The following is a 1,869-nucleotide window of genomic DNA, read 5'->3' on the forward strand; positions in this document are numbered from 1 at the left end:
AAAAAAAAATTGCTATCCAATGAACCAGACGAATAGCAATGGCTTATCAGGTGAAGGTGCTGGGTATGTACAGAAGGAAGATGTGATGACCCCGTGAGATTCTCTACTCCCCTGGAAAAAAAAATCAGGATGGTTACATATAAGGCTTCGCCGAAGTTGTAGGCATGGTAGAGAATTCAGACGTTCTCATAGTACGGAAGTAACCAGATGACCAAACATCTGGCGAACGGAAGGGGAACGACCTCGTGGACAAACACTTGAATGTGGTGCTGGACAACCGTCACGTTACTTCGGTAAGAACGAACGGAATGGGCATGATGAAAGGTGAGAGATAGACTTGAATCAAGAATTGAAGCTAAAATGGCATAGTGTATACGGGCAAATTCTGTTTGAAAGAAAACTTCATCAAGCATGGTTACAAGTAAAAGAAAACAAAGGTGCAGGTGGAATTGATGGTGAAACCATCGAGAGTTACGAGAAGAAACTGGATGAGAATCTGGGCCAACTTCTACGAAAACTGAGGGATAAAGCATATGTCCCCTCACCTGTACGAAGACGCTATATCCCAAAGAAAAACGGGAAGATGCGACCACTGGGGATACCGAACATTGAGGATCGGATTGTGCAACAAGCCATTGTCAACGTACTACAACCGAAATGCGAGGAGCACATTTTCCATCGCTGGTCATGTGGGTATCGTCCGAACTACGGCGCAAAGCGTGTAGCCCAAATTATTCTGTGGAACATAGAAACGGATCACAATTTTATTTACGACTGTGACATACGAGGTTTCTTTGACAATATCCCACACAAGAAGTTGATGGGGGTTCTAACCAAGTACATCGCGGATGGAACGGTACTTGACATGATTTGGAAATGGCTCAAAGCGGGGTACATGGAGGAAGGAAAATACCACGAGGCAGATTATGGAACGCCGCAAGGCGGCGTCATCTCTCCTCTCCTGGCGAATCTGTATCTGAATGAACTGGACTGGAAGCTTGAAGAACATGGCATTCGTTTTGTGCGTTACGCCGATGACTTTCTGCTATTCGCTAAGACGGAAGAAGCGATCCAAACGGCAGCTGGAATTACCAGCGAAACGTTGCAAGAGCTTGGATTAGAGGTTGCCATGGAGAAAACAAAGATCGTGAATTTTAAAGATGACGACTTTGACTTTTTAGGGTTCACCTTCGAACATTGGCGAGAGAGAAAGAAAGACGGGAAGAAATACTTCGTAGCCAAACCGAAAGAAAGCACATGGAAAGACTTCAAACAGAAGGTCAAGGAAAAGACACGGAAAACACTGACGTTGAACAAAAAGACTTGGATAGAACGAGTAAATCCGATCATCCGAGGAAAAGTGAATTACTTTCTAACGTTGTACCATGCAGTGGAAGAAAACAAACGGCACGGTCAAGAAAGTCACTGTTTCATCAACGCATGCAAAAACCAACTCTTTGAGATAGACGGATACGTACGTCGACGGTTGCGGGTAGCAATGATACATGATCATCCGAGCCAAAGAAAAGGATATGCAATGACAACAAAGTGGAACAACGAATTTTTCGTCAGGATTGGTCTAATTCCAGCTTTCTGGCTCTACTATGAAGCGCAATATGGATACACATTAGAAAATTATACCCAGTATATGAAGGATAAACAGAAAGCGAAAAGTGCTAGTAGATTAGCAAAAATGAAAGAACGCGGACAAGAATATTACACTCCTGAGCGCGTTCGGAAAATGCAGTATGCCCAGAGATTAGCTACATATTAAATTCAAGTTGAATCACGTTGGTGAGCCGTATGCCTTAGTAGGGCACGTGCGGTTCGATAAGGGGGGAGCCATGAGAGTGGTTCCCCTACTTTATT

At 43.9% G+C, this 1,869-nt stretch carries 1 protein-coding gene; it reads left to right on the top strand.

All coding sequences use genetic code 11. The features are described 5' to 3' along the window. The first annotated feature begins 337 nt into the window (after positions 1-337). Positions 338-1,774 (top strand): group II intron reverse transcriptase/maturase, encoded by a 1,437-nt coding sequence (gene ltrA, locus BM210_RS34135; protein WP_091177108.1) that lies wholly within the window; start codon positions 338-340, stop codon positions 1,772-1,774. The last annotated feature ends 95 nt before the right edge of the window (positions 1,775-1,869 follow it).

This window comes from Paenibacillus sp. 1_12 (assembly GCF_900114475.1).
In the GTDB taxonomy this organism is placed as follows: Bacteria; Bacillota; Bacilli; order Paenibacillales; family NBRC-103111; genus Paenibacillus_S.